General features: G+C 37.1%; 22 protein-coding genes. 13 read left to right on the top strand and 9 right to left on the bottom strand.

The genetic code is table 11. From position 1 onward, the window contains the following. Positions 1 to 25: 25 nt before the first annotated feature. Both GM418_RS25310 and GM418_RS25305 read right to left on the bottom strand, forming a co-directional pair. Positions 26 to 517 (bottom strand): hypothetical protein, encoded by a 492-nt coding sequence (locus tag GM418_RS25310; protein WP_158870151.1) that lies wholly within the window; start codon positions 515 to 517, stop codon positions 26 to 28. Between the two features lie 122 nt (positions 518 to 639). After that, positions 640 to 2,280: a dipeptidyl-peptidase 3 family protein gene (locus GM418_RS25305; protein WP_158870149.1), complete on the bottom strand. Its 1,641-nt coding sequence runs from the start codon at positions 2,278 to 2,280 to the stop codon at positions 640 to 642. A gap of 157 nt (positions 2,281 to 2,437) precedes the next feature. Between GM418_RS25305 and GM418_RS25300 the strand changes: the two genes are divergently transcribed. The 10 genes from GM418_RS25300 to GM418_RS25255 all read left to right on the top strand — a co-directional run bounded on the left by GM418_RS25300 (position 2,438) and on the right by GM418_RS25255 (position 13,453). Beyond that, complete coding sequence (locus tag GM418_RS25300; protein WP_158870147.1) at positions 2,438 to 4,579, top strand: FUSC family membrane protein; 2,142 nt, start codon at positions 2,438 to 2,440, stop codon at positions 4,577 to 4,579. A gap of 236 nt (positions 4,580 to 4,815) precedes the next feature. After that, the gene (locus GM418_RS25295; protein ID WP_158870145.1) at positions 4,816 to 5,589 is read left to right on the top strand and encodes an alpha/beta fold hydrolase; all 774 of its coding nucleotides are present in this window, start codon (positions 4,816 to 4,818) and stop codon (positions 5,587 to 5,589) included. After that, positions 5,589 to 7,166: a UDP-N-acetylmuramoyl-tripeptide--D-alanyl-D-alanine ligase gene (locus tag GM418_RS25290; RefSeq protein ID WP_158870143.1), complete on the top strand. Its 1,578-nt coding sequence runs from the start codon at positions 5,589 to 5,591 to the stop codon at positions 7,164 to 7,166. The genes GM418_RS25295 and GM418_RS25290 overlap by 1 nt, the downstream gene beginning before the upstream one ends. Positions 7,167 to 7,194: 28 nt before the next feature. Then, on the top strand, positions 7,195 to 8,361 hold the full coding sequence (locus GM418_RS25285; RefSeq protein WP_158870141.1) for a D-alanine--D-alanine ligase family protein: 1,167 nt from the start codon (positions 7,195 to 7,197) through the stop codon (positions 8,359 to 8,361). Between the two features lie 2 nt (positions 8,362 to 8,363). Continuing rightward, positions 8,364 to 9,071: a M15 family metallopeptidase gene (locus GM418_RS25280; protein WP_158870139.1), complete on the top strand. Its 708-nt coding sequence runs from the start codon at positions 8,364 to 8,366 to the stop codon at positions 9,069 to 9,071. Positions 9,072 to 9,075: 4 nt separating this feature from the next. Next, complete coding sequence (locus GM418_RS25275; RefSeq protein ID WP_158870137.1) at positions 9,076 to 10,221, top strand: hypothetical protein; 1,146 nt, start codon at positions 9,076 to 9,078, stop codon at positions 10,219 to 10,221. A gap of 180 nt (positions 10,222 to 10,401) precedes the next feature. Beyond that, entirely contained in the window at positions 10,402 to 10,986 is a 585-nt protein-coding gene (locus GM418_RS25270) for a Crp/Fnr family transcriptional regulator (RefSeq protein WP_158870135.1), read from the top strand. A gap of 59 nt (positions 10,987 to 11,045) precedes the next feature. Next, positions 11,046 to 11,972 (top strand): alpha/beta hydrolase, encoded by a 927-nt coding sequence (locus GM418_RS25265; RefSeq protein WP_158870133.1) that lies wholly within the window; start codon positions 11,046 to 11,048, stop codon positions 11,970 to 11,972. A gap of 3 nt (positions 11,973 to 11,975) precedes the next feature. Beyond that, a complete protein-coding gene (locus GM418_RS25260; protein ID WP_158870131.1) occupies positions 11,976 to 12,854 on the top strand; it encodes a class I SAM-dependent methyltransferase in 879 nt (292 codons plus the stop codon). A 113-nt stretch (positions 12,855 to 12,967) separates the two neighbouring features. Continuing rightward, a complete protein-coding gene (locus tag GM418_RS25255) occupies positions 12,968 to 13,453 on the top strand; it encodes a GNAT family N-acetyltransferase (RefSeq protein ID WP_158870129.1) in 486 nt (161 codons plus the stop codon). A gap of 7 nt (positions 13,454 to 13,460) precedes the next feature. Here GM418_RS25255 and GM418_RS25250 read toward each other — a convergent pair whose 3' ends face one another. Continuing rightward, positions 13,461 to 14,045 carry a thioredoxin family protein gene (locus GM418_RS25250; protein ID WP_158870127.1) on the bottom strand — a complete coding sequence of 195 codons (585 nt, stop codon included), beginning with the start codon at positions 14,043 to 14,045 and terminating at the stop codon, positions 13,461 to 13,463. 135 nt (positions 14,046 to 14,180) lie between these two features. On the opposite strand from GM418_RS25250, the gene ligA reads away from it, so the two are divergent. From ligA to dapA, 3 genes are read left to right on the top strand one after another with little or no spacing between them, the layout of a single operon-like run. Beyond that, the gene (gene ligA, locus GM418_RS25245; protein ID WP_158870125.1) at positions 14,181 to 16,187 is read left to right on the top strand and encodes an NAD-dependent DNA ligase LigA; all 2,007 of its coding nucleotides are present in this window, start codon (positions 14,181 to 14,183) and stop codon (positions 16,185 to 16,187) included. Position 16,188: 1 nt separating this feature from the next. Next, positions 16,189 to 16,767, top strand: coding sequence for a DUF6913 domain-containing protein (locus GM418_RS25240; RefSeq protein ID WP_158870123.1), 579 nt, complete (start codon positions 16,189 to 16,191; stop codon positions 16,765 to 16,767). Further along, a complete protein-coding gene (gene dapA, locus GM418_RS25235) occupies positions 16,764 to 17,642 on the top strand; it encodes a 4-hydroxy-tetrahydrodipicolinate synthase (RefSeq protein ID WP_158870121.1) in 879 nt (292 codons plus the stop codon). Before GM418_RS25240 ends, dapA begins: the two co-directional genes overlap by 4 nt. 73 nt (positions 17,643 to 17,715) lie before the next feature. On the opposite strand, the gene GM418_RS32160 is transcribed toward dapA, so the two are convergent. The 6 genes from GM418_RS32160 to GM418_RS25205 all read right to left on the bottom strand — a co-directional run bounded on the left by GM418_RS32160 (position 17,716) and on the right by GM418_RS25205 (position 25,952). After that, a complete protein-coding gene (locus tag GM418_RS32160) occupies positions 17,716 to 17,850 on the bottom strand; it encodes a FeoB-associated Cys-rich membrane protein (RefSeq protein WP_158870119.1) in 135 nt (44 codons plus the stop codon). Positions 17,851 to 17,876: 26 nt separating this feature from the next. Beyond that, on the bottom strand, positions 17,877 to 19,976 hold the full coding sequence (gene feoB / locus GM418_RS25225) for a ferrous iron transport protein B (RefSeq protein ID WP_158870117.1): 2,100 nt from the start codon (positions 19,974 to 19,976) through the stop codon (positions 17,877 to 17,879). A gap of 2 nt (positions 19,977 to 19,978) precedes the next feature. After that, on the bottom strand, positions 19,979 to 20,209 hold the full coding sequence (locus GM418_RS25220; RefSeq protein WP_158870115.1) for a FeoA family protein: 231 nt from the start codon (positions 20,207 to 20,209) through the stop codon (positions 19,979 to 19,981). A gap of 304 nt (positions 20,210 to 20,513) precedes the next feature. Beyond that, positions 20,514 to 23,006 carry an AsmA family protein gene (locus tag GM418_RS25215; RefSeq protein WP_158870113.1) on the bottom strand — a complete coding sequence of 831 codons (2,493 nt, stop codon included), beginning with the start codon at positions 23,004 to 23,006 and terminating at the stop codon, positions 20,514 to 20,516. A 387-nt stretch (positions 23,007 to 23,393) separates the two neighbouring features. After that, entirely contained in the window at positions 23,394 to 24,638 is a 1,245-nt protein-coding gene (locus GM418_RS25210; RefSeq protein WP_158870111.1) for a competence/damage-inducible protein A, read from the bottom strand. Between the two features lie 69 nt (positions 24,639 to 24,707). Further along, entirely contained in the window at positions 24,708 to 25,952 is a 1,245-nt protein-coding gene (locus GM418_RS25205) for a M48 family metallopeptidase (protein ID WP_158870109.1), read from the bottom strand. Between the last annotated feature and the right edge of the window lie 34 nt (positions 25,953 to 25,986).

Raw genomic sequence — 25,986 nt, 5'->3', positions numbered from 1 at the left:
ATTGAGCAATTTTAATTGCAAAATCTTAAGCAGAAAATGGGATTTTAAGTTGTTGTATTTGAATAAGAAAATCGAGGGTTGATTTTATTTGTGGCGGAGGATTTGAATAAAAATCCGTGTCCTCTTCATTTTGGTTTTCACTTGTGAGTTGCAGGCAAAAATCATTCTGTTTGGCCAGCGTATAAGAAAGTACTTTTAGTTTAACAAATTTTACTTCATCGTTGATCAAATGGTTCACCAACTTAATGTATTTCATTTCCGGTCCGGCACAATCGCAATCCCGTTTTTCGGAGTTGCAACATTCTTCACAATTTGTTTCGCCGGCAGACCATTCATCAATTGTTGCCAGCACCTTTTGCGCCTTTTCATTTTCATGACAGGATTCAGGACTTATGTAGAGACTTAATTTTTCAGATTCTGAGCAACAACAGTTGGTTTCAAAAATTACAATGCCGGTAGATGTCAGCAAAAATACTGCTCCCAGAAAAAACGTTGCTATGTTTTTAAAAATGCTCACAAGACAAATATAAAAGCAAACTTCGGTTCATCTTGTTAACAAAAAGTTAAAGACTTCGTTCAAAGCAAAAATGAAAACAAAAAAACAGGAACCACAAAAAATCCCTGTTTATCCATTTTTTATTAAAGTCCGAGTACCTCCGGTCCTTGCTCAAAAACAATATCGCGGGGAATACCGGCGTCGCCAATTCGAATTAAATCCTTTTGCAACTCTTCGCGAATAAAACCTTTTTCCACAATCAAAGATTTCGCAGCTTCGTAATCACCGTCTCCCTGAATTTTCAAAATTGTTTCAGAAAGTGAAAGCATGGCTTCCTTCATTTTTTCAAAATTTACTCGGTAAGTTCCTGTATCTGCATCACGTTCAAAAGCACCGGTTTCCTGGAAATAGTAAAAACGCATCATGTTCGCTTTTCCGTGAGCACTGGCGGCCCCAAACCGAACAGAACGAAAAATTCCGGCCATAAAAGTTACAAAATTGTCCATCATATCTTTTTCGCCCAACTCCCCCATTTCATTTAGTTTGTAAACACACCACAAACCCAGAATATCGGCTTTTCCTTCTTCAATCGAAGTGTAAGTATCTTTTAAAGCTTCGCGAACGGTTGTACTTTTATCGGTCGTATTTCCAAGTCCCAAACCATGTGCTACTTCATGAAACATTGTATTTTCAAAAAAGGCATCAAATTTTACGTGTTTGCGCTGATCTTCGGCAATCAGAAGGTCGGATATCGGAACCAGAATTTTATCAAATTTGGCCTGCATCGAATTTTTTAACTGAAGTTTGCGACTTCCTTTTGTTTCACGCACGACCTCATCGTTTGGCAAATTTATGGCAATGGTTTTACTTCCGGCATTACAATCGCCTGCATAAAAAATGGCGTCATACACATTCATATCGGAATCAATACCCGGCGTCTCATCTTTGTATACCTGTTCGCAGGGCAGCGCCTTTTGGAGCCCCGGAAGCAAAGCAGCAAACTTTGTAAGTTTTTCGCTCCATCCTTTGTCTTTTATCAGAATAAATGATTCGTGAGCAGCTTTGTAGCCAAACAACTGGTCTTCGTAATTTTCAATGGGCCCGACAATAAAATCGATGGTGTTGTTTTTCATCTCCATCCAGGCAACATCGCTTTCAAAATATTCATCTGTCAACAATGCTTCCGCTCTTTTTAGAAGATAATTTTTTAAACCTTCTTCTTCAGCCAGCTCGGCAGCCTGCAAAATTAAATCCGCTGCTTTTTGTGTTTCCTCCTCAAAGAAATCATGATACGGAATAGCAATCAATTCTCGGTCTTCCCCCCTGCGAATCATGGTATACAAGCTGGTTTTGTTTTCATTATCCCAGCCCTTAAATTCTTCTTTTGTCAGGTCAGCGGGATAAAAATTGGCACCTGCCGGTTTTTTTCCATATTTCGGTAAAAAGGGCTCGTTATTATTCAAACGCTCCCACGGACCATAATTAATTTGCAAAAACTTACGTGTGTACTCATCCAAATCTTCATTAAATAAATTATCCTTTTCGCCAAATGCTTCCTTCCAGTAAATCTCTTCCATTATTTTAGCTGCGTCAAATAACAAAGGCAACATCTGTTTTTCCTTTTCTGTTAAAACGTTTAAATCTGTTTTTAATGCGAATGGCACAAACTCCTCTGCTTTCTGTTTCATTGTATTATTTTCTTGAATTGTTTCTTTTTTTTGTGACGTTGAATTGCAAGCGAAAAGAACAATTACCGCAAGCATCAAAACAAGTACTTTTTTCATTGTAGAAGATTTAATTTCGTTCAAAACTACAAAATGTAGCCATTAATCTGAACTTGTTTTTAATCAAGTTTATCTGAATCTTTTATTTTTCATTGTCGTATTTTCTTTTCAACCATTGTTTAACTTCATTCGTTAGCTTTGCAAAATAAATAAGCAAATGAGCAAAGAGAAATTTCAATACTTACAATTAAATATTAAAAAATTTCAGCAGGATTTTTGGCGTCACCCGAGACGGCTTAACGCATTGCGCGCAACTGCGTCGATGGGAATTCTGGCTATTCCGTTTATTGTTGCCGGAAAACCTTTTTACGGAGTAACACTGGCGCTGGGGGCACTCGCCGGTGCACTTTCAGAAACCAATGATCATCCAAAAGGAAGAATAAAAGCCCTGTCAATCACCATTGTAAGTTTTTTTATCTCAAGTTTTTCTGTTGGGCTATTAAACAATTATACCTGGTTGCTGGGGGCAGGATTTGTTCTTTCAACCATTGTTTTTATTCTTATTGGCGGAATTGGCGAGCGCTACCGGGCAATTACATTCGGCTCGGTACTGGTTGGCATTTACGCGATGCTGGGAATTGAAATCAGTCCGGCCTGGTACTGGCAGGCGGTTTTACTTCCGCTGGGAGCGCTTTTCCACGGAGTATTTACCTTGATTTTATTATATCAGAATCCCTGGCGCCTGCTGGATGAACAAATGGCTGTAGGATTTGAACAGCTGGCAAATTATCTGGAAAAAAAGGCGATGCTGTTCCCAAGTAAAAAGCAGGAACAAGAGTCCATCAATAAAGATTTGGCCCTGTTAAACATCAATGTTGTTAACACGCTGGAAAAAATAAAAGAAGTGTTAAACAACTATGGCAGAGAACTTGAAAACCAGGAGCCCCTGCGCCCCTATCTTCAGCGTTTTATGCTATTGCAAAGCCTGCACGAACGGGCAGCTTCAAGCCATGAGAGACATGACAAACTAAGCGACGAAGAAGAACGGCTGGAAGTGATGGAAGGATTTGGAGAGATGCTTCGGCAGCTGGCATTTGCATCGCGGAAGGTTGCAGAAAATATGCTCACGGGAGTTGAATATCATCATCCCAAAGCATTGGAATGGATATCAGATGCCATTGAAATAAAACTAAAAGAAATGGATGCCTCCATTGCACAACCGTTGGTTTTATTACATCATAATCTTTACCGCTCACACATTTCACTAAAATATCTCGACGACATTATACAGGGTACTTCCATTCCGCGTTTACGAAAAGATGAACGGAGTCCGATTGAACGTTTTCGCAGACAACTAAATTTTTCACATCCGCGAATGCGATATGCGCTTCGACTAAGTTTAAGTTTTATGGTTGGTTTTATCCTGGAGCGATCTCTTTCCCTGGATAAAGGTGCCTGGGTGATGTTAACCAGTTTGTTTGTAAGCCAGATTACCTACAGTGATACACGCCGAAGATTATTTCAGCGTTTATTGGGAACAGTTACCGGTGTAATTTTTGGTGCTTTACTTTTGCATATTTTCACCAGCGTTGCTTCTCAGGTAATTTTGATGATGGCCTCTGCCCTCGCCTTCTTCTATTGGTTGCGAACAAAATATTCCATCGCAGTAATCTTTATCACAACATTTGTCATTAGTGCATTTAACCTGATATCAAAAGACGCGGGGCTGCATATCATGCTTCCGCGCCTGATTGACACACTGCTTGGAGCGACTTTGTCGTTTCTTACTATTCGGTTTTTGTGGCCCGGGTGGCAATACCGCCGTATGCCCGAACTTATTTCAAAAGCTATGCAGAAAAACATGGCTTACCTGGAGGCAATTGTGAGTGAATACAAAGAAACCAGCGCCGATGACCTGGCCTACCGGATTGCACGCCGGGAAGCACATTTAGCCGACAATGAACTGGCGTTGGCCTGGAACAGCATGCGACAGGAACCCCGAAGCAAACGACAACTAATGCAACATGCACTCACGCTGACTTATTTAAATCATGCCCTCTTGTCGCATATATCGGCGCTGGGGGCACACCGCGAAACCAACATGCCGGTTATTGAAAACATATCGGTTATAACCAATCAAATCAACAAAGTGCTAAATGAAGCCAGTAAATATCTTGTTAGTCAGAAAAATATAATTCCTACTGAACTCTCACCTGTATTAATGGAGCTGAAGGAACAAATCGTTTTGTCAGACAATCATTTAAAAAAGCAGCAACTTCGTTTGTTTTACAATATCGCGGGAACATCCTCGAAAATTATGAAAGAAATAGAGGAAACCTGGGTCGATATAAAAAATTAAACAAATAGGACACAAATATTTAAAATGCTCTGAATTTTGAGCCATTTTTATCTTTTCCCGGAGCAATTTCTGTCCGGCCGGAATGTTAAAAAATAAATGCACATACGCCAAATATGCAGACAAACCAAACCGGCTAATAAACCGGATGTTGTTAAAAAAAAGGAGTATTATCCTCCCGTCTGAACAGGTAAAATCGAAAGACTAATGCTACTTTTGTAAATTACAATTGCAAAAAGATGATACAAAGCAAAAATATCAATGGATTAAATATCAGATTCAAAAAAACGGGAGAAGGTGCAACTGTATTGCTGCTGCATGGCTGGGGCTGCGATTTAAAAATCTTTGAAAGGGTTCAAAATGAATTGGAAAAAAAATTTCAGGTTTATTCTATCGATTTTCCCGGATTTGGAGAAAGCGATCCTCCAAAAGAAATATGGGGAGTTGAGGAATACACGCAGTTTATTGAGTCTTTTATTAAAACAGAAAACATTAAAAATCCAATTTTGATTGGTCATTCTTTTGGCGGCAGGGTTTCAATTTTGTTTTCTTCCAGAAATAAAACCGAAAAGGTAATTTTAGTTGGTAGCGCAGGCGTAAAGCCCAAACGAAAGCTAAAATACTATTTTAAAGTTTATACCTATAAAACAATTAAAAAAATAGTTCTTTTGTTATTTAGCAGTCAAAAAGCAAATGCGATATTGGAAAACTACCGAAAAAAGAACGGTTCAAGCGATTATCAAAATGCAAACGGAATAATCCGGGATATTTTAGTAAAAGTAGTAAACGAGGATTTAAAACACGTGATGCCAAAAATGAAATCGCCAACCTTATTAATTTGGGGAGAAAATGATACAGAAACATCAGTATCCGATGCAAAAATTATGGAAAAACTAATTCCCGATGCCGGCCTTGTGGTATTAAAAAACAGCGGACATTATAGCTTTTTAGAAAAACTAAATGAGTTTTTAATTATAGTAAACAATTTTCTTACAGCAAAAAAGGAACATTGATGGAACAAATAGTAGTGATAGTAAGCTTTTTAGCGCTATTTGCGTTTATTCATGCCAAGTTGCAATACGAATTGCATATGATGCAATTAAATTCATACAGAAACAAACGATACTACAGATGGCTGCGAAAATATTTATTTGAACAAAAAAGAGTTGTCGAGCTCATATTTTGCATAATAATTGCCCTGGTATTTTTTACAAAAATCAATTATGCAACAGTTATTACAGTAATTGTGCTGTATTCGTTTTTGTCGTACAGCTATTTTTCAAAAAAACAAAAGAAACCGCTGGTATATACCAAAAGAGCAAAACGACTTTATGTTGCTCTGTGGATTTTAACGCTCACACCAATTATTGTTACAGCTGTTTTTTTAGGAGTTTCAGAGAAAACGGCGTTAATCGGATGCGGTATAATCGTTTTCTCTTTTCTGATTATCGGTTTTGCAAATATCATTCTGCAACCTGTTGAAAAGAAAATAAATAACTGGTATTATAAAGATGCACAGCGCATTCTTAAACAAATGCCGGAGTTGTTGATAATAGGGATAACAGGTAGTTATGGAAAAACAAGCACAAAACATTTTCTCCACAGAATTTTGTCAGAAAAATATAATGTTTTGATGACGCCCGGCAGCTTTAATACAACAATGGGAGTTATCCGAACTATAAGGGAATATCTAAAACCAACACACCAGGTTTTTATTGTGGAAATGGGAGCAAAACAAATCGGCGATATCAAAGAAATTTGCGATTTGGTCAACCCAAAATACGGTATTCTTACAGCCGTAGGCGAGCAGCACCTTGAAACCTTTAAAACAATTGAAAATGTTCAAAAAACAAAATTTGAGCTCATCGATTCATTACCCCCCGACGGATTAGGCATTTTAAATGCAGATTATGAGTACATCAGGAACAAAAAAGTAGATAATTGCAAAACTCTTTATTACTCCACGCAAACAACAGAATCCGATTACAGTGTCGCAAATATCAAATACAGCAAAAAAGGAGCAGCTTTTAATATTCTGCAAAAAACAGACAACATCGGTGAGTTTGAAACAAAACTTTTGGGCGATTATAATTTGTCGAATATTCTTGCATCCGTGATTTTAGCAGGACATTTAAAAGTTGATTTGGAAAATATTTCCTACGCAATAAAAAAAATGGTTCCTGTTCAGCACCGGATGGAAATAAAAAAGAATAACAACGGCATAACAATTATTGACGATGCTTTTAATTCCAACCCGGTAGGTGCAAAAATGGCTTTAAATGTTCTGAAAAATATTGAAGGAACCAGAAAAATTATAATAACACCCGGAATGATTGAACTTGCAGACAAACAAGATTTTTACAATCGAATCTTTGGAAAACAAATTTCGGATGCCTGTGATTATGTGGTTTTGGTGGGAAAACAAATTACGCAACCTATTTATGAAGGATTGGTTGAGACGGGGTATAAAACAGAAAATATTTACATTGCACAGAACTTTACGGAGGCAAGTCAGCATATAAGTAAATTTGTTAAATCGGGTGATGTAATATTATATGAAAATGATTTACCCGACACGTACGAAAAATAAATAATAACTTAAATACAAAAAAAATAAAATGAAAACAAACATAGGTGTTGTATTTGGTGGCAGGTCGGTTGAACATGAAATTTCTGTGATTTCAGCTTTGCAGGCTATCAATGCTATCGACAAAAACAAATATAACGTAATACCCATATATATTAACAAAGCAGGAAAGTGGTTAACGGGCGATGTTTTGCTGGAAGTTGAGACATACAAATCAGAAGAAAAAATAAACAAAGAGTGTACAGAAATTATTATTGATACCCATTCCAATAATTTTAATTTATACAAAAAAACATTATGGAGCCTGAAATTAATAGCTTCTGTTGATGTTGTTTTTCCCGTTATCCATGGCTCAAACGGAGAAGATGGGACACTTCAGGGTTTTTTAGAGTTGAAAAATATTCCCTATGTAGGCAGCAATGTATTATCCTCATCTACCGGCATGGATAAAATTGTGATGAAGATGATTTTAAAAGAAAGCGGATTGCCGGTTGTGGACTATTTGTGGTTTTACGATAAAGAATGGCACACCAACAAACAGGAAATTCTGAAAAAAATAAACAAATTAGCTTACCCTCTAATTGTAAAACCATCAAATTTAGGTTCAAGTGTGGGAATAACCACAGCCAAAAATGAAGAAGAATTGGAAAGTGCAGTGGAGTTGGCGGGCGAATTTTCAAACCGGATTTTGGTTGAAAAACTTGTATCAGACCTTCAGGAAATCAATTGTTCTGTTATCGGAAATTCGGATAAACAAAATGCTTCGGTATGTGAAGAACCTTTAAAAAGTGGCGACATATTGAGCTACAATGATAAATACACGACCAAAGGAGGGAATTCAAAAGGAATGAGCAGTGCCAAACGCCAAATACCTGCCCAAATTGCGCCGGAACTTACAAAACAGATCCAGGAATTGGCAAAACAAACGTTTAAGGTTCTCAACAGTGGTGGAGTTGCGCGTATCGATTTTTTGATAAACAAAAAAGATAACACGGTATATGTTAATGAAATAAACTCCATTCCGGGTTCCCTGTCCTTTTATCTGTGGGAGGCATCTGATATGGATTTTGCAATGCTTACCAGCGAGTTAATTGAATTAGCGTTAAAACAAAACAGAGAAAAAGAAAACTACATGGTAAGTTATAACCAAAATATATTTTCGTTAAACACGAACTCATTAAAGTTGGGAAAAGGATAAACATGGAAATTGACGTAAACAACTCAATACCACAAAACCTTTCAATTAAAGGATGGAAAAATATGCCCATCCGGGAAAATCATGAACCGTTGATACCTTTGAATGATTTTGCCGAAAAATATATTACGGTTAAATCTCAATATTTTGAACAAAAAATAGCAGGAGCATTAGAAATATGCTATTGCAGAGAAGGCCTTGCAAAAAAATTAGTTGAAGCGGCAAAGTATTTACCCCAAGGATACAAATTTCTGGTTTGGGATGTGTGGCGGCCAACCACTGTACAACGTGCTCTTTTTGAAAAACATAAAAAGGAATTACGTTCAAAAAATCCGGATATTGAGGAGGCCCTTCTTTTAAAGAAAACCGAAAGATATGTTTCTGTTCCATCAACTGATTCCGATAAACCTTCTCCGCACCTGACCGGAGGGGCGATAGACATTACAATCATTGACTCAAAAGGAAATGAGTTACAAATGGGAACAGAATTTGATTACTTTGGGGAACGTGCAAAAACAGATTATTACGAATTGTATTGTTCTTCAGAAAATGATTTAAAATTTCAAAAAAACAGAAGATTATTATATAATTTACTCACCCATTTTGGTTTTACAAATTATCCTGAGGAATGGTGGCATTATGACTATGGAAATCAATTTTGGGCCAGTTTAACAAAAAGAAAAGCATTTTATGGTGGTGTTCTAAATATTTAAACTTATGAGTCTTGCAAAAAAAATCTTAACACACAAAATTTGGATCTTCTTTCTTTCGCTTGTCGTTATTATTGTTCTTATGGCCTGGGGATACCGGGAGTTTTTTTACGATGATAATGCTACATTCAGTGAAATTGTAGAAAACATTTATCTTACATTGTTTTCTTCATTGTTTACCATTTTTGTTATCGGCATTTTTTTCGAATTCTATTTAAGAAATACAAATAACGATTTAGAGAAAAAAAGATTGGTTGAAACCATTCAGGGGGATTCTCTGATGCTGGAAATGTTTTCCTACAGTCAGCGAAAACAGTTTATATTAAAAAATATAAAATCAATTATCGGTGAAAAATATGGAGAGCAGTTATTTAACAGTGTAATAAAAAAATATTTGGACGGGAACCTGATATACCGGGATGAATACCAGTATGACGTTGAAATAGTGGAACTTGATAACGACATTAATATTAACAACTATAAAATTTCGAGTTCCGGTTATTTTATTCAGAATCAAAATTTAATATCAACAAAACACTTTTCAAACAAACTTTCCAGCCCCAAATTAAAAGTCATTTTTGCTTTCGACGAGCAGAGTTTAGATTATTGGCTTAATGATGAGAATGTTTTTATGCGGGAAATTCTGTTTTTAGACAACTCTCCGGCTTTTTTTAACAGCTTGTCGCAGCAGGATTTGTACGCATTTGTCAAGGATACTTTAAGTTTAAAAATAAATTTTTACGACAAAGAAGACAACGAATCAGACAATATCTCCGAGTTTAGTGTGAATTTAATTAACACCGAAAACAAAGGGGTCCTGATTCAGGGCATCGAAGTCAGCGTTTCTGATTCAATCGTACGAAAATATATTTTGCAGAAAGAAAAATCGAGATTTTATAAAGCAAAAGTTTCGTTTGGCATCCCGTTAATGAAAGAAAATAACCGCTTTTATTTCGTAATTGCTGAACCAACAACAAATCCGAAATTTACATTCCGATATCCTAAGGGCATTAAAAATGTAGACTACATAACTTATTTTGCTCAAAAAGACGATACGTTCAAAATAAATTTAGATAAAAGATTAAAAAAATACAGCATTTATTCGCGGGACACGATATATCCCCGTTCAGGAATTATATTCTTTTGGAGTTAAACCTTGCCAACATTCGATGACACAAAAGTTGGTTTGTTTCGGGTCAGACTTTCCGGGTGAAACCTGGTTTACTTCTGAACCACAGAATCGATTATCGGCTTTGAGTTCACTCCTTTTATAATCACAGAAAAAATATAACTTTAAAGGCTGAAAATTGGCTTTTTCAATTTAAGAAACAGTATGCCAGACCTTTTAAAAGACTTCATAAACCGATACATCACCCTTTCAGAAAACGACTGGAACGATATCAAAAGAGAATTTCAAAAAAAAATTTTCAGTAAAGACGAAATTATACTTCAGGAAGGAAAAGTGTGTCATCATTTCTATTTCTTTGAACGGGGACTGATTCGCTTTTTTTGCAACATCGACGGAGAAGATATTACTAAAACCTTTGCCTTGGCGCCTTATTGTTTTACATCAAAAATCAGCTTCCGCAACCAAAGTCCTGCCAACGAAAGTATTCAGGCACTTGAAGAAACTGTGGTTTGGGAAATCAGTTACCAACAATACAAACAACTGGAAAAAATAAATTCGTGGAACATTTTTATGCGCAAACTTTTAAATGAGATACAGGAATTTACCGAAAAACTGATGCTCGATTCAAAAGTTCTAACCGCCGAAAAAAGATATGAAATTTTACAAGAGACCTATCCCGCTGAACTGCTGCAAAAAATTCCGTTAAAGCATCTGGCTTCTTTTTTGGGAATTGCCCCCCAGTCCTTAAGTCGCATTCGAAATAATTTACATCAAAGCAGAAAAAGTTAACATAGGTGAAGTAAACTGCCTTGAAGAAAGAAGAAATTTGCTGCAAAAAAATAAAAGCTATGGCAAGTTTAAAAAGTAAAGTATTTATTGGACTAATGCGAAACCGTCACTTTTTTAAGGGCAGGTTACAAAAGGAAACAATGGGATGGGATGTTCAGTCGGTTCTAAAATTCAGAGCAAGTTGCGAAAGAGGTGCAGAACGGTTTGGCAAATTACCCAAAGGCATTCAGATAAAACCTGAAGTTATTAACATGGTCACCTCGGAATGGATAGCACCTGCAAACGCCCGCGCTGACAAGTTAATTTTTTATGTACACGGAGGCGGCTATATTTCCGGTTCGTGTAACGACCACCGGAATATTGTGTCGAAAATTGCTTTGCAAACGGGAATGACAAATCTGTTGTACGAATACGGACTTGCACCTGAAAATCCGTATCCGGCAGCTTTAAACGATTCTGTAAAAATTTATGAGGCAGTTCTGGAAAAGGGATACAAACCTAAAAACATAATTATAATGGGAGAATCGGCAGGCGGGGGACTTTGCCTGGCAACGCTCCTGGCTCTTCGCGATAAAAAGATTCCTTTGCCAAAAGCCGCTGTGGCCATTCAGCCGTGGACCGATTTAAGCTGTTCAGGGGCATCCTATAAAACAAAAAACAGCGTATCATTGGCACCACATAACTGCTGGAATGTTTTCAGCCACTATTACACCGGAAAAAACGATGTAAATTCTCCGTATATATCACCCGTGGCCGGAGATTTATCAGGGCTTCCTCCCATTTTTATCAGTGCGGGAGAGGCTGACGAGCTGTTCGATGACAGTAAATCATTTTATGAAAAAGCAAAAAAAGCCGGCAACGATATTACCTTTAAACCGGGCAAAGACATGATTCATTGTTACCCTCTGTTATCGCCGTTTTTTCCGGAGGCAATGGAAGCTATGAACGAAATCGTTACCTTCGTACACAAACATGTGCTAAACTAAGTTATGCTCAATATCAAAGAAAATATTGATAATCAAATCCGCTACAACAGGGGCAAAAATCTGTTTAATTCCAACCTCAGCAGCTTATTTCAATTTGTTGCTGAAACAAAAAAAATTGCATTGCAATACAAGGAAACAGACAGTAAAAATGAAAAGCTTTTGATTGATTATGCAACCCAAAATGCGCTGGAGGAATTCTATCGTGTAAACCAGTATTATTCGTTTGATAAAGCTGCAAAAGTACGCTTAAAAACCATTTATTCTGATTTGTTTCAGTCCTTAAAACAGGAGAACGATATTGATAAAATCGCCAGCATTCACTATAAAAAGCTTAAAACCTGGTTAACAGAAACCAACCCTTTTGCCGAGCAGATATACAAAAAAAGCAGTTCAATGGTTGAATGCGTGGTATGTAACGAATACAGTCCTCAACTACAAATTGAATTGTTAAAAATCAATTTATCACACTTAGTTGAACCGGTTTTGGATATCGGTTGCGGTAAATCGGCAGCGCTTGTTAAACATTTACAAAGCATTGGTATTGATACTTTTGGATTTGACCGGATGGTTCAGAATGAAAACTATTGTTCCCAATTCGACTGGTTTGAATATCACTTTGAAAACAACAAATGGGGAACAATTATCAGCAATCTTGGATTTTCAAACCACTTTGCACACCATCATTTCAGAAAAGATGGTGATTATGTCAGGTATGCAAAAAAATACATGGAAATTCTTCATTCGCTAAAAAAAGGAGGTTCATTTTACTATGCTCCCGGTTTGTCTTTTATTGAAGAATTTCTTGACAACAGTATCTTTGAAGTAAATAATCACCCGGTAAATCAAACCGGTTATGATGCAACTTCTGTAAAAAAGCTGTAAATTTTATGTTTATGAAATACCTGTTTTTGATCCTTTTTATCGTTCCATCGTTGGTTGGTTACGCTCAAACGAAGAAAATCAGGAATCCGGAATTCCACTATTTTTAAGGCCAGATGAAAAAAACACCTTCAAAATTAATACGAAAATATACAACCGCTGACCAATTAAAGGTACTTGAGTTGTTTCGCTTCAACACACCTGCTTTTTTTGATCCTTCAGAAGAAAAGGATTTTAAGGATTATCTTGAAAATCAACTGGAAGACTATTTTGTGGTGGAACAAAACCGGAAAATAATTGGTGCAGGCGGAATCAATTACTTTGCTGAAAAAAATACAGCCAGAATTGCATGGGACATGATCCATCCCGATTTCCATAAAAAGGGAATTGGTAAAGAATTAACTCTCCATCGCTTGTCTGCTATTAGAAACAGGCCGGATATCCATACAGTAATCGTCAGAACCTCACAACTGGCCTGTAAATTTTACGAAAAACTAGGCTTTAAACAGGAAAATGTCATTAACGATTTTTGGGCAAAAGGATTTCACTTGTACCAAATGAAACTAAATTTGAGAAATACCGGGGGAGATAAAAGTACTTAGTTTGCGATTAAAAGACTAAATCACAAGCTTCTGCGGGCATCCAGTGTTTATCTTTTCCTTCCCATTTAACATTGCATCCAATTGGATTGGTGAGAGAAACAGAGATGGGTTTGCCTGAAGTGAGTTCTTCCAGAGTTCGTTCCAAATCATTTACAGTCATTTTTGATACATCGCGCGGACTATCTACCCCTCTGCCCGTATATACCAGCCTACGGTTTTCATCAAAAACATAAAAATGAGGTGTTCGCAGAGCTCCGTATGCCTCAGCCACTTCCTGAGACTCATCATATAAATACTTCCAGGGAAATTTATAGTCCTTCATTCGTTCAACCATATGCGGAAAATCATCGTCCTCATATGTATTTTTACTGTTCGAGTTGATCCCCACAAACTCTACGCCTAAAGGCTGAAAACGCTCAACGGTCTTTCTTGTCACTTCATCGCTGCCAATTACATACGGACAGTGATTACAGGTGAAAAACACTACGAGATATTTTGAATCTTTAAAATTTTCAAGTGAATAAGTTTTGCCGTCGGTGCCCGGTAAATTAAAATCTATTGCTTTTTCTCCAATTTCGAGTGTGAATGACATAATTATTTGTTTTTGTGTTCATAATTTAAAGAAAAAACACTGTACAATTGTTTAATCGAAATAAAAATCTTGTTTACTTTTAAGCCAATTTCCATTCCATTTGTTTGTAATATTAACACGAAAGAGAACCTAGAAATGAACCGGGAAGAAGCTCAAAAAAAGATAGAACAGCTACGCGAAGAACTTGAAGAACACAACTACAACTATTATGTTTTAAACCAACCGGTTATATCGGATTTTGAGTTTGATATGAAAATGAAAGAACTGGAAAAACTGGAAAAAGACTTTCCTGAATTTGCAGATCTCAATTCCCCTTCTCAGCGTGTAGGAAGTGATATCAACAAAGAATTTGAACAGGTGGAACATAAATATTCCATGCTTTCGCTTTCCAATGCGTATTCCAAAGAAGAAATTCAAGACTTTGATACCCGGATAAAAAAGATAATTGAAACCGATTATGAATATGTTTGTGAATTAAAATTTGACGGATCTTCCATTAGTTTACTTTACGAAAACGGATGGCTGACAAGGGCAGTTACACGAGGCGACGGCGTTCGCGGAGATGATGTCACAAACAATGTTCGTACCATTCGTTCTGTACCGCTAAGGTTGCGTGGTAAAGGTTACCCGGAAAGTTTTGAAATCAGGGGTGAAATATTAATGCCTTTTCATGTTTTTGAAGCGTTAAATGCCGAGCGCGAAAAAAAAGGAGAGCCGCTTTTGGCTAACCCGAGAAACACAGCTGCCGGAACACTAAAAATGCAGAATTCATCGATTGTTGCAACCCGTAAACTGGATGCCTATTTTTATTATTTACTGGGCGAAAATTTGCCATACGACGGTCATTATGAAAACCTGCAAAAGACCAAAGAATGGGGTTTCAAAATTTCGGATGCGATGCAAAAATGCGCATCGCTCAAAGAAGTTTTTGACTATCTGGATAAATGGGATTTGGAACGCCATCATCTTCCGGTTGCCACCGATGGCGTCGTAATTAAAGTAAATTCGAAAAACTTACAGGATAACCTTGGATTTACCGCAAAATCGCCACGCTGGGCCATTGCATATAAGTTTAAGGCGGAAAGTGCTTCCACCATTTTAAAATCGGTTTCCTACCAGGTTGGCAGAACGGGTGCAGTTACTCCTGTGGCAAATCTTGAGCCCGTTTTAATTGCCGGAACAATGGTGAAACGTGCTTCGCTTCACAATGCCGACATCATCCAAAACCTTGATCTCCATATTAACGATACGGTTTTTGTGGAAAAAGGAGGAGAAATTATCCCTAAAATTACCGGGGTTGATCAGAGTAAACGTCATCCGATGTTTCAATCAGTGATATTTATTGAAAGCTGCCCGGAATGTGGCACAAAACTGGTTAGAAATGAAGGAGAAGCAGCGCATTATTGTCTGAACGAAGTTGGCTGCCCGCCTCAGATAAAAGGGAAAATAGAACACTTTGTAAGCCGCAAGGCTATGGACATCGACGGGCTTGGACAGGAGACCATCGAGCTGTTGTACAATCAAAAGTTAATTCATGGGATTGCTGACTTGTATCGGCTAAAAAAAGAGCAACTGGTTGGTTTAGAACGAATGGGTGATAAATCGGCAGAGCGCATTTTAAATAGCCTTGAAGAATCAAAAAATGTCCCTTTTGAACGTGTATTGTTTTCGCTGGGAATCCGTTTTGTAGGTGAAACCGTTGCCAAAACACTGGCTAAAAATATGCACACCATTGAAAAAATTCAAAGTGCAGGTTATGAAGATCTCATTGAAATTGACGAAATTGGAGGAAAAATCGCCGAAAGTATTGTCGATTGGTTTTCCAAAACAGAATACCGGGAACTAATTGATTTTCTGAAAGAAAAAGGTCTGCAATTTTCCATTAGCGAAAAAGAGCTAAACAACAAAACGGAAAAACTAAAAGGGCTAAGTATTATTATTTCCGGAACTTTTGAAAAATTCTCCCGCGATGAATTAAAAAATATGATCGAACAAAACGGCGGTAAAAATGTAGGTTCCATTTCAAAAAAAACCAACTATCTGATTGCCGGTGAAAATATGGGGCCAAGCAAGCTGGAAAAAGCCACAAAACTTGGAGTTCCCATTATTTCGGAAAATGATTTTTTAAAAATGATAGAATAAAATGAATTTGATTTCTCTTAAAATAGACTTTCATCAATCATTTATTAAATTTGCCGAAAGAATGGGAATAAGAGAAAAATACGCTAACCGGAGACTGTTAAAAACAGAATTAATCATAAATCATAGTCCTCAGGTTCCGGATTTGGATTCGGTAAAAAAAGTTGGGATAATCTGGGAGCCCGAAGGAAAAAATGCTTATCATTTTATAAAAGAATTTTTTTCTGAAAGAGGAGTCGTGGTTCGTGGTTTTTGTGTTTATAATGAAGACGTAAATTTTGCAACGGATACAAATTCGTTAACACCAAAAGAACTCGATTGGTTAAAACTCCCCAAACAAGGCCGGATAGATACCTTTACACAATTAAAATTCGATATACTTTTAAATATTGCACTAAGTCAAAATATCACACTGGACTTTATAACACTTTCCACACAGGCAAAATTTAAAGTAGGATGGTCTCAAAAAGAAAAAAATTATTTAGACCTTAACATTAACATTGGTCAAAATCGGGATGCGTTGTTTCTTGCCAAACAACAAATTTTCTATCTTGGCCAGCTAAATCAAAAAACGAGTAAATGAGGCAGCTTTTTACAGGAGCAGGAGTAGCTTTGGTAACTCCTTTCAAAAAAGACAACAGTGTTGATTTTAAATCACTTGAAGTGATTGTTAACAATCAGGTTCAGGGAAAGATGGATTATCTGGTAGCGTTGGGAACCACCGCGGAAACACCAACACTTTCAGCCGGGGAAAAACAGGACATTGTTAAACTGATTAAAGATAAATCGGACGGACTACCTGTAGTTGTTGGTATGGGGGGAAATGATACGCGAAAAATCATCAAACAAATTGACAAATTTGATTTTAACGGAGTGAGTGGACTACTCATTGTTACTCCCTATTACAATAAACCTTCACAGGAAGGTATGTTTGTTCACTACTCTGAAATAGCAAAAGCGAGTCCGGTTCCAATTATTTTATATAATGTTCCCTCAAGAACAGGGGTAAATCTTGAGGCTGAAACGGTAGCCCGTTTGGCTGAAACATCCGAAAAAATTGCTGCGGTAAAAGAGGCTTCAGGTATTCTGTCTCAAATCACAAAAATAGGAAAATATACGCCTGATAATTTTACAGTGATTTCGGGTGACGATGTGTTGGCGCTTCCTATTATTTCAATTGGCGGTAAAGGTGTCATTTCAGTTATCGCAAATGCTCTCCCCGGAAAATTGAGTAAACTAATTCATTTGGCTTTGGAAGGTAAATTCAGCGAATCGCTGGAAATGCATTTTGAAATGATTGATTTGTTTAAGCTTCTTTTTAAAGAAGGAAATCCGGGAGGAATAAAAGCGCTGTTACACTACCAGGGAATCATTGAAAACGTGCTTCGTTCTCCACTGTATAAAAACAGCGACGAAACATACAACGAAGTTAAAGAGGCTTATTTAAAACTGAAATAATTTATTAAAACAAACAACAAGCACTAAAATTAATAATAATCTTATTGCTTGTTGTTTTCAGTTTCAATCCGGACTAATGACAACTGCATCCGGCTTTTCCGCATTCCGAAGATGAATTTTTTCTTTTTTTCCAAAACAACTTCTTAAGCAACCAGACTACGGCTGCCAATACAATGATATAAACTATTATATTTTGAAAATCAAACATCTTTTCTATTTCTTAAAACTTATACCTTACTTTAAAATCTGGTAAGCCGCCAAAGATACAACATAAGCAAAGCCTGTCATAAAAACAAGCTGAATAACCGGCCATTTCCAACTGTTGGTTTCTCGTTTTACGATGGCCAGTGTGCTAATACACTGCATGGCAAAAGCGTAGTAAAGCAGCAAAGAAATACCGGTTGCAAAATTAAATATTTTCTTTCCCGTGACAGCATCTGTTTCTTTTATCATACGGTTCTTTATTGTTTCTTCCTCTTCGCTGCCAACGCTGTAAACCGTTGCCAAAGTTCCGACAAAAACCTCACGTGCAGCCAATGAGCTTATTAAGGCAATACCAATTTTCCAGTCGTACCCCAACGGGCGGATAACTGGTTCAATGGTACGACCAATAATACCAATATACGAATGGTGAAGTTTATAAGATGCAATTGCATTGGCCATGTCTTCTTCAGTAAGCTGCTGATTTTGTTCATTTTTTTGTATGATATTTTCGGCATTTCTAAATTCTTCCCCGGGTCCGTTGGAAGCTAAAAACCACAAAACAATGGAAATAGCAAGGATAATTTTACCAGCACCAACAACAAAACTTTTTGTCTTCTCTATTACGGTATAAACAATATTCTTAAGCAAAGGAAGCTTGTACGCAGGCATTTCTGAGATAAAAAACAACCGGCTTTTAAGTTTTAGTATTTTATTTAAAATATAGCCTGAAAAAACAGCCGTTAAAAAACCAAGAAAGTACAGCCCCATTAACGTGAGTCCCTGTAAATTCATGCCCAGAAATGAGTTTTCGGGTATAACCAACGCAATGATAATTAAATAAACAGGCAAGCGGGCAGAGCAGGTAATAAACGGAGTAATCAGAATTGTAATCAGACGCTCTTTCCAGTCATCAATACTGCGGGTAGCCATAATAGCCGGTATGGCGCAGGCTGTGCCTGAAATTAAAGGCACAACACTTTTTCCGTTCAGGCCAAATCTGCGCATAATTTTGTCCATAAGAAATACAACGCGGCTCATATATCCACTTTCTTCCAGAAGCGAGATAAAAAGGAACAAAAAGGCAATTTGAGGAACAAAAATAACAATCCCTCCTATTCCTGGTATAATTCCTTCGGAAACCAAATTTGTCAAAGCTCCTTGTGGCAAAGTAATTTCTACCCATTCAGCCATTTGCGTAAAAAGACGATCGATCAAATCCATCGGGTAGCTGCTCCAATTGTAAATCGACTGAAAAACCAGCAGCATTATCAGAAAAAAAATAACATAACCCAAAATCCTTTGTGTTAAAATCTTGTCGAGTCTGCTTTGAAAATCTTTAGCTAAAGCCGGATCTCTTTTGTAGGTATCTTTTAGCAATTGATTGATAAACAGGTAGCGCAGGATAGTTTCTTTTTGTTGCAGTCTTTTTATTTCAGCTTCACTTATGTTTTCAAACCTGGCATAAACATTTTGATTTTCACTCTCCGGTTTTAATGAACCGTTTTCCAAAACTATGTTTAACCAACGTTTATATAAGTTTTCGCCGTTGAATTTCTTTTTTTGAGTCTCAAAATAAGCGGGATCGATATCGGTAAACCTGACACAAGATTCTGTTGACAATTTTTCGTAATCCTGGATGAGCTCCTTTAGCTCAACCATTCCCTTGTTATTTCTGGCGCTGATCAACGCAATTCTGGTATGGAGTTTTTCTTCCATTTGTTTCAGATCAACGGAAATACCTTTCCGTTTCATGGTATCGGCCATGTTTATTGCCAGAATCGTAGGAATATCCAGGTCTTTAATTTGAGTCAGCAGGAGAAGATTCCTTTTTAAATTTTCAACATCTGCAACAATCACTGCCACATCAGGGTATGTATCATTTGTTTTATGAAGAAGCAAATCGGCGACAATCTTTTCATCCGGAGAAGTCGCATTCAGGCTATAAGTTCCCGGCAAATCAACGATATGTGCCAATTGACCATTGGCCAATTTACATTTCCCTTCTTTTTTTTCAACGGTAACTCCGGGGTAATTCCCTACTTTCTGATTTAAGCCGGTAAGCTGATTAAACACCGATGTCTTACCGGTATTTGGATTTCCGATAAGTGCAACATTCAGTTGTTTTCCCATATCTATTTTATCCTACTGATTTCGATTAATGCAGCGGTCTCTGTGCGAATAGCAAAGTGACTGTCATTAACGGTCAGGTAAACAAGATCTTTAAACGGCGAAAACTGAATAAGTCGTACTTCGTTTCCGGGTAAACAACCAACTTCCTGAAATTTCAAGGGGATTTCTTCAGTTGAAAATTCTTTTATTATTCCTTTTTCTCCGCGTTTAAGCTGTACAATTGTTTCTTTCATGAATCTCTTAACAAACAAAGAGTTAGTATTTTACCCAACAGATTAAATACTAATAACTCTTATTTTAAATTAAAGTTCAATATTATATCAAGAGCCGGAATAAAACAATCCCTATTTGTTGTGATTTTTCAAGTAGATAAAATTCTTGCATTTATAAAAAGCCTGTAATAAATTCTTACCTCAAATACTATATAAAATCTCTGGTAAATAGCTCAGTCCCGATTTCCATTCGGAAAGAGATAATCTGCAACTATTTCGGAAATTACGCTCAGAATGAGGCTCCGGTTTAGTTTGTAAATGCAATTTATTTAAATAACTTTTTTAACCCCTCTCCAAGTTTATTTAAAGATTTTTGTAAATCATCTTTTGTAGCATCTGTGATTGTTTTTCGCGTGGCAGAGAGATCCATCTTAACATCAGGTTTTCCAACCGGTCCCTCAATTATCACACCTGCCGGAACTACTGTAATGTTTTTATTGCCCGGAATTGCACTTAAAATCGACTGAATGTCTGCACCAAACGCATCGCGTTGAATGTTAAAATCGAGTCGCATATTCAGCAGATTTTGAGCATTTAAGCTACCTGAAATATTTGTTTCCTGGCCTGCTATTTTTGTTTCAAAAGGACGCAATAAAAGATTACCATCCTGAACCGTAAAATTTGCTTTAAAATCATCTACTGCAACGTTTTGTAACTTTTCTGCTTTCAGAATACCTTTCAACTGGTCGAATACCTTTGAATTATTTATCTGAAGGTTTTTGGTACTAAATATCCCATTTCCGTCGACAGAAGCCGGAATCAGTTTAAATTGTTCGCTCAACTGCCCGTTTAGCTTTAAATTCGTACTTAATTTACCTGTACTTTGTCCGGCAACCGGCACAATATTTTGCATACCTGAAAGCGACTGAAATGCCTGCGGAATGTCAAATTCTATGATATCGAATCCAAAATCAAAAAGTGGTTGGTTTTGCGCTGTATTTTCATACGAACCAGTCATGCTTAATTGCCCGTTCAGCATATTCATATTTAATCCGTTCAGCATTAATTTTCCCTCTTTTGCCGTTATCAATCCTTTAATATCTGAAATAGCTATGCGATCGAGACTGGCGCGCTGAATATTTGATCGAAAAATAAAATCGATATTTTCAGGGATGTCAAAAACCAATTTTTCAGATTCATTCTCCTCAGTGGTTTTCGCAACGTTTTGACTGTCTCCTTTTTGTACCTGCAGACTCAGCATTTCGTTAAGATTTACAAAGCCGGAGTTTAATTGCAAATCACCAGCCAGCGTACCATCTTTAAAAACATAATTCAAATAATTTGTCACGTTTCCGCGAAGGTTAAAATCGCTTTGCCCAACTTTCACATTAAATTGAGAAAGATTTATACTTTTCGGAGAAAAATTAAGACTTCCGCCGGGAATATACACAGGCTGCGTTAAATCTGCTGTTTCATACACAAAATTATCAAGCAGTACCACTCCGTCCGATTGAATTTTATCATACTGCTCTTTTTCCACAGAAGAATAATTTCCCTTTACAAACAGATTGGCATCAATAGTACCCGAAATATTTACGCTGTCGAGCGGAATGGCATCTTTTACATGATCAAAATTTATCTTTCCCACAAAAGCGCCGTCGAAATACGGATCGGAAATCAATTTATTTAAAGTGAGTGAAAGATCAATCGGATTATTTTTAATTTCAGCGTGTGCTTCTTTTATCTTAACCTCAGTGAGATCAAGTACTCCCTGCGGTTTTGAAACCGAAATATCAGCCTTAATGTTTTTTATCTCATCCGGAAGTTCTGTATAATGAAAATTCCCGTTTGAAACATTTATTGCAAGTGAGAATGCCGGATAATTTTCTCCAAAAAATAAACCTGAAACTTTTCCCGAAACGGTTGCAGTTCCCGAAGTTTCAAAATCCTTTAAATAGTCGGAATAATCCGGCGGAACAAGCGCCAGAAAGTTTTCAAAACCCGATTCTTTTGTTGAAAGAACCAGATCAAAAAACATGGAATCAGATGGTATTTGAACACTTCCGGTAATTTCCAGTGGCAAACGGTTTATCAGCAACTCATTCTCCTGAACTGCAATATTCATTTTTTCATAGTCGATGTCCAGCAGCGTTTTTGTTTCAAGCGATGTATTGGATATGTATTTTGTACCTTCATATTCCGTAGTAAAACGATCAACTTTCCCGGCAATATTTAGTTTTGCTGATGTACCGTACATCTCTCCGTTTATGTGAAAATTTATATCTTCAAATCCCAGCAGCATTTTTGCCTGTTTGTCGGTATAAAAAATGGTTGCATCTTCTATTTCAATTTTTTCCAGCTGAAGGTTAAATCCACCTTCTTCGCCTCCCTCTTCTTTCGAAAGCTCCGATGGCTCCGATGACTTTTTTGCCAAATCCCAGTTTGTTTTACCCGATTCAGCCACAACCATGTTTAAACCGGGGTGAAGCAGATAAACCTCTTCGATACTCATGCCTTCTTTATTAAAAAGCTCTTTCAAATTCATTGTTGCCCTGAGAGCGGCCATGTTTAACAATGTATCCTGTTGAAATTCGTCCACACCGATCACCAAAACATTCTCCAGTTGAAGTGTTACTTTGGGAAAATTTCTGAAAAGAGACAATTTAAATCCATCAAAACTGATTTCGGCATTCACCTGTTTATTTATGGTATTTTCCGTTTTTTCGAGTAGTGTATTCTTGAAAAACAACGGAATAGCGGCAAGTGCGCCTATCACAACAAAAAATACAACTAATATTATAATAATGGTTTTCTTCATTTCTGTAACATTTAATTTTTTCTTGTTTTAATCTCAGTCTCAATAACCGATCCGAATCTTTAAACAATTTGTCGTAAACTCCCGCTATACTCAAAAAAATCATTACAAAGTTACTGAATCAAAGATTCTGCAAAAGAGCCAAATTGTTAAAAATGTTCAAATATAAAACTGAGCTTCGTGAAGGTAAATTGTATGTGTCTTATTAAAAATACCATTTTTATGAATTTACTCACTATAAGTAAAAAGTATCACATTTGAATATTATTCCTTTATTGCACCAATTTTGGGGGAATAAAATTCGCAAGACCTCAAAGTACTATTACGTAACGGATCCGTTTCACTTAAAAATAATCATTTTGTTTTCTTATGATTATTTCGCGTCACCGATCAAAGTCCTTTTAGAATGACACGTCGAAGCAGTTGCAACGCGGTTTGCCCCGAACGGATAATATTACGTTCACGGTCATTCCCTAGAACAAATTTTCTGGCAAAAACTTTTTTCTCACCGGCCACAGCAATCCAAACCGTACCCACCGGTTTTTCTTTGGTTCCGCCACCGGGACCGGCAATTCCGGTAGTGGCAACAGCAAAATCAGATCGAAATGCATTTTTAACGCCCAGCGCCATTTCCCTGGCCACCTGTTCGCTCACGGCACCAAATTCTTCTAATGCTCTTTCGGTCACACCAAGTACATTCATTTTTATCTCATTTGAATAGGCTGTAACCGACCCTTTGTAATATTCTGAACTTCCGGGAACAGAGGTAATCAAATGCGAAATGTAACCTCCTGTGCAACTCTCGGCCACTGCCAGTGTTTTACCTTGCTGTTTCAACAGGCGCCCTGCCACCTCAGCCATGGTCTCGTTATCAAAACCGTAAATATCATCAGGAATAATCTGTTGCAATTTTTCAACCTCTGTGTCAACTTGTTTTTTCAGCCCCTCTGCATCGACTCCTATTGCCGATAAACGAAGACGAACCGACATAGGATTTGGAAGATAGGCCAACTTTATATTTTTGGGAAGTGCATCTTCCCATTTTTCGATTTTAATGGCCAGCATCGATTCCGGAACTCCCTGAGTCAAAACTGTTTTATGATAAATTGCCTTGGTCTTCCCACTTTCCCTCAGTCGGGGCAGAATCTGATATTCAACCAAATATTTCATTTCGAAAGGAACACCTGGCATCGAAACAAAAATTGTGTCATTTTTCTCAAACCACATTCCAGGTGCTGTTCCCACTTTGTTATACAAAACAGAACATGATTCCGGCACCAGAGCCTGATCACGATTTAGCTTATTTATATCGATCTTAAATTTTGTAAACCGTTTTTTTATTTGTTCAAAAGTAGGCTCATGAAAAACCAGCTTTGTATTGAAATAATCGCAAAGCACATTTTTTGTAATATCGTCTTTTGTGGGGCCAAGTCCTCCCGTAAGTACTACCAAATCCACTTTTTCCTCAGCTTTTTTCAACGCTTCAAGAATGTGCTGATGATCATCGTGGACCGATGTAATCTGGTATATTTCTATACCGTTTAAGTTAAATTGTTCAGCCATCCAGGCCGAATTGGTATCAACAATTTGTCCAATTAAAATTTCATCACCAATGGTTATTATTTCTGCTTTCATGTATTAAAAGTTTGAAGCCGGAGACTGGAAAAACAAAGTTTTGTTCCAAAAAAACAACCGGTTATTCTTTTAGTTTTCCTTTTCAAATTTCTTTAAGTGTGCCAACCTTTGCAACAGCGGAGGATGCGAATAGTGGAAAAACACAAATTTGGGGTGTGGCGTTAAGTTACTCAGATTTTTTACCGAAAGTTTTTTTAATGCCGAAGCCAATGCTTCCGGTTTATAATATTCAGCGGCAAAAGCATCGGCCTGGTACTCATTTTTTCGTGAAAGAACATTCATAAAAATCCCCAATACAAATGAAACCGGAGAATACAAAATTCCAAACGCAACCAGCCCGATATGAAAATTTGGTTCTTCCACACCCAACGCTTTGCTCAAAACCGGACTGTCAATTAACAGTGAAAAAATAAAAAGAATTACCCCGGTTTGAATCAACGAAATCAACAATCCCTGAATAACATGCTTCTTTTTATAATGTCCAATCTCGTGTGCCAAAACGGCAACCAATTCTTCGGTTTCCATATCGTTAATCAGCGTGTCGTACAAAACAATCCGCTTTTTTGCGCCAAATCCTGTAAAGTAGGCGTTTGCTTTAGTCGAACGTTTTGATCCATCGATAACAAAAATATTGTCGAGTTTAAAACCTACCTTGTCAGAAAAACGCTGAATGGCATCGCGCAGTTCGCCTTCTTCCAGCGGAGTCTGCTTATTAAACAGCGGCACAATAATATTGGAGTAAAACATGGTCATAAAAACCGAAAATACGGCGACCAGAATCCATGCATATATCCAAAACATATTTTGTGTTTTCTGGTAAATAAAAATTACCAGTGCCAGCAGCCCTCCTCCAATCAACGCTCCAACCAACCATCCTTTTATAATATCAAGAACAAAGGTCTTGGGTGTGGTTTTATTAAAGCCGTATTTTTCTTCAATCTTGAATGTATCATAAATTGAAAATGGAATATCAATAATATTTGAAGCAAACATAATCATTCCAAAAAACAGCAACGCAGCCAGAATAGCATTTCCGGTAAATCCCCAGGCGAGATTATTTACAAATGCAAAACCATAAAATAAAAACATGGCCAGTGTAAGCAAAAAACTTACAGCACTGGAAAAAATACCAATACGATGATTCTCGCGTTGATAGGCCTGTTGTTTTTTGTATTTTCCCTCATCATAAATCCCCTTCACCTCATCGGGCAAAGTCTCACTCATGGTAGTCGTATTAAGGTAATCGAGGTACTTTTCAAATAAAAAATCGAGAACTAAAATGGCTATAATAAGCCAAAACAAAATTTCATGCATAATTCAATTTTTGAAAGAAGGAACAAAGATAATG

Origin of the sequence: Maribellus comscasis, from assembly GCF_009762775.1 — a bacterium.
GTDB lineage: Bacteria > Bacteroidota > Bacteroidia > Bacteroidales > Prolixibacteraceae > Draconibacterium > Draconibacterium comscasis.
This window is presented reverse-complemented; position numbering and strand designations above follow the sequence as displayed.

Bases quoted from the DNA above. Each gene is read 5' to 3' on its own strand.
- GM418_RS25280 (WP_158870139.1), top strand. From the start codon at position 8,364: ATGGAAATTGACGTAAACAACTCAATACCACAAAACCTTTCAATTAAA.
- GM418_RS25255 (WP_158870129.1), top strand. From the start codon at position 12,968: ATGAAAAAAACACCTTCAAAATTAATACGAAAATATACAACCGCTGAC.
- ligA (WP_158870125.1), top strand. From the start codon at position 14,181: ATGAACCGGGAAGAAGCTCAAAAAAAGATAGAACAGCTACGCGAAGAA.
- GM418_RS25285 (WP_158870141.1), top strand. From the start codon at position 7,195: ATGAAAACAAACATAGGTGTTGTATTTGGTGGCAGGTCGGTTGAACAT.
- dapA (WP_158870121.1), top strand. From the start codon at position 16,764: ATGAGGCAGCTTTTTACAGGAGCAGGAGTAGCTTTGGTAACTCCTTTC.
- GM418_RS25275 (WP_158870137.1), top strand. From the start codon at position 9,076: ATGAGTCTTGCAAAAAAAATCTTAACACACAAAATTTGGATCTTCTTT.
- GM418_RS32160 (WP_158870119.1), bottom strand. From the start codon at position 17,850: ATGTTTGATTTTCAAAATATAATAGTTTATATCATTGTATTGGCAGCC.
- GM418_RS25205 (WP_158870109.1), bottom strand. From the start codon at position 25,952: ATGCATGAAATTTTGTTTTGGCTTATTATAGCCATTTTAGTTCTCGAT.
- GM418_RS25210 (WP_158870111.1), bottom strand. From the start codon at position 24,638: ATGAAAGCAGAAATAATAACCATTGGTGATGAAATTTTAATTGGACAA.
- GM418_RS25295 (WP_158870145.1), top strand. From the start codon at position 4,816: ATGATACAAAGCAAAAATATCAATGGATTAAATATCAGATTCAAAAAA.
- feoB (WP_158870117.1), bottom strand. From the start codon at position 19,976: ATGGGAAAACAACTGAATGTTGCACTTATCGGAAATCCAAATACCGGT.
- GM418_RS25260 (WP_158870131.1), top strand. From the start codon at position 11,976: ATGCTCAATATCAAAGAAAATATTGATAATCAAATCCGCTACAACAGG.
- GM418_RS25290 (WP_158870143.1), top strand. From the start codon at position 5,589: ATGGAACAAATAGTAGTGATAGTAAGCTTTTTAGCGCTATTTGCGTTT.
- GM418_RS25240 (WP_158870123.1), top strand. From the start codon at position 16,189: ATGAATTTGATTTCTCTTAAAATAGACTTTCATCAATCATTTATTAAA.
- GM418_RS25215 (WP_158870113.1), bottom strand. From the start codon at position 23,006: ATGAAGAAAACCATTATTATAATATTAGTTGTATTTTTTGTTGTGATA.
- GM418_RS25250 (WP_158870127.1), bottom strand. From the start codon at position 14,045: ATGTCATTCACACTCGAAATTGGAGAAAAAGCAATAGATTTTAATTTA.
- GM418_RS25220 (WP_158870115.1), bottom strand. From the start codon at position 20,209: ATGAAAGAAACAATTGTACAGCTTAAACGCGGAGAAAAAGGAATAATA.
- GM418_RS25305 (WP_158870149.1), bottom strand. From the start codon at position 2,280: ATGAAAAAAGTACTTGTTTTGATGCTTGCGGTAATTGTTCTTTTCGCT.
- GM418_RS25270 (WP_158870135.1), top strand. From the start codon at position 10,402: ATGCCAGACCTTTTAAAAGACTTCATAAACCGATACATCACCCTTTCA.
- GM418_RS25265 (WP_158870133.1), top strand. From the start codon at position 11,046: ATGGCAAGTTTAAAAAGTAAAGTATTTATTGGACTAATGCGAAACCGT.
- GM418_RS25300 (WP_158870147.1), top strand. From the start codon at position 2,438: ATGAGCAAAGAGAAATTTCAATACTTACAATTAAATATTAAAAAATTT.